Source organism: Streptomyces sp. NPDC059900 (genome assembly GCF_050270335.1).
Classification (GTDB): Bacteria; Actinomycetota; Actinomycetes; order Streptomycetales; family Streptomycetaceae; genus Streptomyces.
In genome coordinates this window covers 1-5,975 of the sequence record NZ_JBNNJZ010000506.1, presented here as the reverse complement: position 1 = coordinate 5,975, position 5,975 = coordinate 1, and the positions used below count along the sequence as shown (strand labels likewise).

The 5,975-nt window shown below is 72.4% G+C and carries 9 protein-coding genes; 2 read left to right on the top strand and 7 right to left on the bottom strand.

Going from position 1 to position 5,975, the window contains the following annotated elements:
• The coding region (locus ACQKIP_RS37485; protein WP_427745163.1) for an SDR family NAD(P)-dependent oxidoreductase at positions 1-304 on the bottom strand (304 nt) is incomplete at its 3' end.
• A gap of 64 nt (positions 305-368) precedes the next feature.
• Between ACQKIP_RS37485 and ACQKIP_RS37480 the strand changes: the two genes are divergently transcribed.
• Positions 369-947 carry a TetR/AcrR family transcriptional regulator gene (locus tag ACQKIP_RS37480; RefSeq protein WP_427745162.1) on the top strand — a complete coding sequence of 193 codons (579 nt, stop codon included), beginning with the start codon at positions 369-371 and terminating at the stop codon, positions 945-947.
• 6 nt (positions 948-953) lie between these two features.
• On the opposite strand, the gene ACQKIP_RS37475 is transcribed toward ACQKIP_RS37480, so the two are convergent.
• The gene (locus tag ACQKIP_RS37475; RefSeq protein ID WP_365856318.1) at positions 954-1,724 is read right to left on the bottom strand and encodes an SDR family oxidoreductase; all 771 of its coding nucleotides are present in this window, start codon (positions 1,722-1,724) and stop codon (positions 954-956) included.
• 102 nt (positions 1,725-1,826) lie between these two features.
• On the opposite strand from ACQKIP_RS37475, the gene ACQKIP_RS37470 reads away from it, so the two are divergent.
• Positions 1,827-2,657 carry a helix-turn-helix domain-containing protein gene (locus ACQKIP_RS37470; RefSeq protein WP_365856316.1) on the top strand — a complete coding sequence of 277 codons (831 nt, stop codon included), beginning with the start codon at positions 1,827-1,829 and terminating at the stop codon, positions 2,655-2,657.
• A 1-nt stretch (position 2,658) separates the two neighbouring features.
• Here ACQKIP_RS37470 and ACQKIP_RS37465 read toward each other — a convergent pair whose 3' ends face one another.
• From ACQKIP_RS37465 to ACQKIP_RS37445, 5 genes are all read right to left on the bottom strand, one after another.
• Positions 2,659-3,792 carry a winged helix DNA-binding domain-containing protein gene (locus tag ACQKIP_RS37465; protein ID WP_365856314.1) on the bottom strand — a complete coding sequence of 378 codons (1,134 nt, stop codon included), beginning with the start codon at positions 3,790-3,792 and terminating at the stop codon, positions 2,659-2,661.
• Positions 3,793-3,840: 48 nt separating this feature from the next.
• Positions 3,841-4,206, bottom strand: coding sequence for a monovalent cation/H(+) antiporter subunit G (mnhG, locus tag ACQKIP_RS37460; protein ID WP_365856312.1), 366 nt, complete (start codon positions 4,204-4,206; stop codon positions 3,841-3,843).
• The gene (locus ACQKIP_RS37455; RefSeq protein WP_365856310.1) at positions 4,203-4,499 is read right to left on the bottom strand and encodes a monovalent cation/H+ antiporter complex subunit F; all 297 of its coding nucleotides are present in this window, start codon (positions 4,497-4,499) and stop codon (positions 4,203-4,205) included. The genes mnhG and ACQKIP_RS37455 overlap by 4 nt, the downstream gene beginning before the upstream one ends.
• A complete protein-coding gene (locus tag ACQKIP_RS37450; RefSeq protein WP_365856307.1) occupies positions 4,496-5,137 on the bottom strand; it encodes a Na+/H+ antiporter subunit E in 642 nt (213 codons plus the stop codon). Before ACQKIP_RS37450 ends, ACQKIP_RS37455 begins: the two co-directional genes overlap by 4 nt.
• The coding region (locus tag ACQKIP_RS37445) for a proton-conducting transporter membrane subunit (protein WP_427745161.1) at positions 5,134-5,975 on the bottom strand (842 nt) is incomplete at its 5' end. The genes ACQKIP_RS37450 and ACQKIP_RS37445, both read right to left, overlap by 4 nt.

Sequence of the window (5,975 nt, the reverse complement as noted above, 5' to 3'; positions counted from 1 at the left end):
TCCACGCGTCGACGCAGCGCGTGACGGCGGCCCTGTCGGCGAGGTCGAGGCGGAGGACGCGGGGCCGGATGCCTCCGGCGGCCTTCTCGATCGCCTGGGCGACGGTGTCGCCCGCCGCCGTGTTGCGGACAGCGAGCGTCACCTCCGCACCGGCGGCGGCCAGCGCGCGGGCCGTCTCGACCCCGATCCCGGAGGAGGCACCCGTCACGAGCGCGCGGACGCCGGTGAGGTCGACGCCCCGCAGGACCTCGTCCGCGGTGCTGGAGGCGGTGAAGGGAGTGGAGATGAGTTCGCGTGCAGCCATGGCGGCGACTATACGTACTGGACACGATTTGTACAGTGCGGCTACTTCCTCGTACGCTCACCGCATGAGCAGTCCCGACTCCGATGCCGGCTCCCCTCCCCCGCCGGGCACGGAAACAGACCGCCGGACCATGGTTCTGGACTCCGCCATGGGTACGTTCGCGCGCTTCGGCTACCGGAAGACCTCGATGGAGGAGGTGGCGCGGGCCGCGCGCATCTCGCGGCCCGGGCTCTACTTCCTCTTCTCCTCCAAGGAGACCCTGTTCCGCGCCGCGGTCACCCGGACCCTGGAGCGTGACATCGCCGCGGTCGAACACGTCCTGGCCGACACCGGACGTCCCCTTCCGGAGCGCCTTGTCGAAGCGTTCGACCAGTGGGCGGGCCGCTACATCGGCCCGCTTGCGCGCGACGTCACCCTGGTCATCGAGGACAACCCCGGCCTCCTCGGCGACGTCGTCGAGGCCGCGCCGCGACGGTTCGAGGAACTGATCACCGACGCGATCGCCGCCGAGCAGGGACGGTCGGCGGCCTCCCCCGTCGCACAGACCTTGATCAGTACGTCGATCGGCCTGAAGCACCAGGCCCCGGCACGGGAGTTCTATCTCGCTCGCCTGGAAGCCGCCGTCGGTCTCCTGATGCGCTGAGGGTGCCTATCGCTGGCGGACGGGCCGCACGATGATCTCGTTGACGTCGACGTCCGACGGCTGCCCGAGGGCGTACGAGACGGCACCAGCGATGGCGTCGGGCTTGATCACATGGGCCCGGTAGGTGCGCATGGCCTCGGCGGCGCCGGGCTCGGTGATGGTGTCGGCGAGCTCGGATTCGACCACGCCGGGCGAGATCGTCGTGACCCGGATCGAGGGGTCGGACTCCTGGCGAAGACCCTCGGTGATGGCTCTGGCCGCGTACTTCGTGCCGCTGTAGACGGCGCTGGTGGGCACGACCTCGCGGGCGCCGACGCTCGCGACCGTCACGAAGTGCCCCGACCCCTGCGCGGTGAACACGGGCAGGGCCGCGGCGATCCCGTACAGCAGGCCGCGGACGTTCACGTCGATCATCCGGTCCCACTCCTCGACGAGCAGGGAGTCCAGGCGCGACAGCGGCATGACACCGGCGTTGGCGACGAGGACGTCCACGCGGCCGTGGGCCTCGCGGGCGCCCCGGACGAAGGCCTCGACGTCCGCGCGGTCGGTCACATCCAGCCGTACCGGCTCCAGGCCGCCGCCGGAGCGGGCGGCCGCCTCCTTCGTGCTGTCCGCCAGTTCCCGCAGGCGATCCGTGCGGCGCGCGCCGGCCACCACCTGGTGTCCTTCTTGTACGAGTCGCGCGGCGACTGCCGCGCCGATGCCGCTGCTGGCGCCGGTGACGAGGATGACCTTGCGGTCGGTCGGCGCGGTGTTGTCCGTGTGGTGTGTGGTCATGGCCTCCACGCTGGTACGGCCCCGGCGGCCGCGGGAGAGGCGGTGTCCTCCCGGGTGCAGCGCACCCGGGAAGCGCGCCGGGCGCGGATCTAGCATGGCGGCATGTCACGCTCAGAGCTCGGCGCCTATCTCACTGCCCGGCGCGCCGACATCACCCCGGACCGGGCGAACCTCCCCGTCACGGGACATCGCCGGGTGCCGGGGCTCCGGCGTGAGGAGGTGGCGCTGCTCGCCGGGGTCAGCGCCGACTACTACGTACGCCTGGAGCAGGGCCGGGAGCGCACGCCCTCCGCGCAGGTCCTCGACGCCCTGGCCGCCGCCCTGCGCCTCGACGAGGACGGGCGCCTGCACCTGTTCCGGCTCGCCGGGCTCGGCCCGCGCGCCAGGGCCGCCGCCGTGACCGACCGGGTCGAGCCGGGCCTGCTGGCGCTCATGGACGCCTGGCCGCACAACCCGGCCGTCGTCTACAACCGTGCGTACGACGTCCTGGCGTCCAACGCGATCGCCGACGCGCTCTTCCACTCCTGGGCGCACTCGCGCAACCTCCTGCACGTCGTGTTCACCGACCCTGGTGCCCGCGCCTTCTACCGCGACTGGCACGACGTCGCGCGCAACTCCGTGGCCGGCTTCCGCCTCGGTCACGGCGCGGCGCCCGACGACCCGCGCGTGCGTCAGGTGCTGGGGGAACTGCTCGCGCAGAGCCCGCAGTTCGCCGAGCTGTGGGCCCGCCACGACGCGCGCGGCAAGGCGCTGGAAAGCAAGCGCTTCGCGCACCGCGAGGTCGGGCCGCTGACGCTGACCATGCAGACCTTCGACGTCCGGGCGGCGCCGGGCCAGGAACTGGTCGTCTACCACGCGCAGCCGGCCTCGCCCAGCAGTCAGGCACTCGCGCTCCTGGGCTCACTGGCCGCGACCTCGCGCCAGGAGTCCTGAGCTACAGGATCCGCACCTCGGCCTCGGGGAGCTTGGCCCACCAGTGGTGGTAGCGGCTGTAGACCGCCGCCTCCCGGTCTGCGAGGAACGCCGTCAGGGCGCGGGCCTCCGCGGCAAGTCCCTCCCAGTCGGCGGGGGCCAGCGGGTGAAAGGCCGTGGCCTCGATACGTCCGTCCACCGGCCGCCACACACCGGCGACATGGCCGTCCACCAGCAGGGTCGGCAGTACGTCGCCGTTGCGCCGGATCACCCGGGGGCGGTAGGCGGGGGGAATGACCCGGCCGCGGTCGGCGTACGCCAGCAGGATGCTGTCCCACATGGCCATCAGCCGGGGAGGCGCAGGAGTGTCGGCGGGCGGCCGCGGCGCGCCCGGCAGGTCGAACAGCACGCTGCCGTCCGGGCCGTGCAGCTGCTCCACGGCGTCGCCCAGAGCAAGGAGCGCCGCACGGACGGGCGTCCTCTGCACCATGGCGAACTGCGCCACGTCCGCGAGGGACGCGGGCCCGAACCCCGCCAGATAGCGCAGGATCAAGGTGCGCAGCGCCTGCGGGTCCACCGTCTTGCCCGTCGGCACGGGGCCGTTCGGAGCGGCGACGAAGGACGGCCGGTGGCCGAAGGACCAGGGCGCGTTCGTCGGAGCGTGGTGCAACGGCGCGTAGCCCTTCAGCCCCCACCACGCGCCGTCCTTCTTGTCGGTGCCGAGCCGCTCCTCGACCCACGCCTGCATTTCCGCCGAGGTGCGCGCCGTGCGGGCGAAGGCCAGCACCTCCGGCACCAGTACCTCGGCATCCGCGGGACTCAGCCCCGCGGCGGCGAAACGGGAGCCGAGCCGGGAGGCGTAGAGCGTGGGCTGCATCGCCGCGCGAAAGGCGGGGTAATCCTCGGCGTGCACGGCGTGCAGCGTGATCCGCATCAGGGTCGCCTTGACCACCGAACGCTCTCTGAACGCGGCGTCGAGTTCCGCCGCAGCGAAGTCGGTGAGCCGGTTCCACAGGGCGAGGTAGGGCGAGGCAGGCTGCTGCGCCTGCAGAGCGACCACGCGCCGCACTCCCTCCTGGGCGGTCAAAGGCTGGCGTTGCAGCAGCAGTTGGCGGCTGAGGGTTGCCCGGTTGAGTTCGCGCTCGGTGATCGTCACAGTGCAGGATTCTGCCCGTCGAGGGCGGCGCCTGGCATCTGGCCGTCTTCACCGACCGATCTTCGACGTGCCCGTCGTCGTGCCGCCGAGTTCGTCGAAGAGCAGGGCGCAGTCGCCGGTCTGGCCCGTGCGGTAGGCGACGCGGGCCACCAGGTGTGCGGCGACGGGGTTGGTCAGGAGTTGGAAGAAGACGACCAGGGCGAGCGTGCCCAGGTCGACCCAGGAGCGGAGCCGCAGGGCGACCCCCGCGGTGAGCAGGATGATGCCGAGTGTCTGCGGGTTGGTGGCGGCGCTGCTCCGGGCCAGGACGTCGGGCAGGCGCAGCAGGCCGATGACGCCGGTCAGGCAGACCAGGGCGCCGACGAGCAGCAGGGCCGCGCCGGTGAGGTCCGCCACGTGGTACCAGGTGCTCACGGGCCCTCCTTGGGCGGGTTGGGGCGGTCGCGTACGGCGATGAAGCGGGCGATGCCCACCGAGCTGGTGAAGCCGAGGAAGGCGATGACCAGCATGATCGACAGGTAGTAGCGGGTCCGGGTGGAGGCCGCCTGGACCCCGATCCCGGCCACGATGAGGGCCGCGGCGACATCGACGCCCACCGCGCGGTCGAGCATGGACGGGCCGCGCCAGATGCGGATCAGCAGCAGTGCGCCCGCCAGGAGGATCACCGCCAGGGCGATGTCGAGCAGGATGTCGTCCGCAGCGGTCACGGCCCGGGGTCCTTTCGTGCGGCAGGTGCAGGGGGCTCAGGAGGGTCAGGAGGCGCAAGGGGCCCGGGTGAGCCGGGAGGCGCGGGCGGCGGTCCGGGCTCCGCGGCGACGCGCTCGATCTCCGCGCGGGTGCCGAAGGCCCGTACGACCAGGGCCTCCAGGCGCCACGCGTCGCGGCGGGTTCGGCGTACGGCATCGCGGTCATCCGCGTCGGACATGTGCAGGTACAGGGTGGCGGTGGCGGCGTTGACCTCGACCAGGGCGCCGCCCGGCACGCAGGAAACGGCGACGGCGGTCGCCGCGATCATCAGGTCGGTGCGGCAGCGCAGTTGGACGGCGATCACCGCGGCGGGGCGCCTGCGGCCGCCCAGGGCCTGGCGGGTCACCGTGGCGCTGGAGACCACCATGTCGTAGATCAGGTACCCGGCGAGCCGCAGGATGCCCAGCGGGCGCAGGCGCAGGGCGAGTTCGACGGCGGGCAGCGGGAAGACCAGGCACAGGGCAACGGCGACCAGGATGCCGCTGAACAGGTTTCCCCAGGTCGGCCCCGACCACAGCAGCATCCAGATCACCGTGAGCCAGGCGATCAGCGAGGGGTCCAGGCGGCGCGGGCGGCTGGGGGACGCGGGAGAACTCACGGGCCGAGCACCGCCGTGACGTAGGGGGCGCGGGCCAGGAGTTCGGCGGCCGAGCGGTCGGCGAGACCGGCCAGCGGGGTGGCGAGCACGGTGTAGGAGAGGCCGAGCAGCACCGCGGCGACGGTCGCGCCGATCATCACGTACGGCACCCGGGCCGTGGTGCGCACGCAGGCGGCGGGGGCGACGGCCACCGCGCCGGTGCTTTTGACCACCGGTGCGCTGTCACTGTCGTCGCCGTCGTCGGTGTCGTCGGTGGCCTCCAACACGGTTCCCTCCAGCGGGAGATGGGCGGGTGTGGCCCGCCAGAAAGCCAGGTTCCATACCTTGACCATCACGTACAGCGTCAGGAGGCTGGCCACGGCGCACGCGGCGAGCAGGACGTACGCCTCGCTTCCGCCGTCCGCGGCGCCGGCCTGCATCAGACCCAGCTTGCCGAGGAAGCCGGACAGCGGCGGGATGCCGGCGAGGTTCATGGCGGGCACGAACCACAGCGCGGCCAGCAGGGGCGCGGTGCGTGCCGCGCCGCCCAGGCGCGTCAGTTCGGTGCTGCCGTAGCGCCTTTCGAGCAGCCCGGCGGCCAGGAACAGCGTCGTCTGTACGGTGATGTGGTGCGCCGTGTAGACAATGGCGCCGCCGATGCCGCCGCGGCTGCCGAGCGCGAGTCCGTAGAGCATGAAGCCGATGTGGCTGACGAGCGTGAAGGACAGCAGCCGTTTGAGGTCGGTCTGGGCGACCGCGCCGAGGATGCCGATCAGCAGGGACGCGAAGGCGACCGCCATCAGCAGGGTGGAGAGCCGGTTGCCGGGGAAGAGCAGGGTCTCGGCGCGCAGTATGGAGT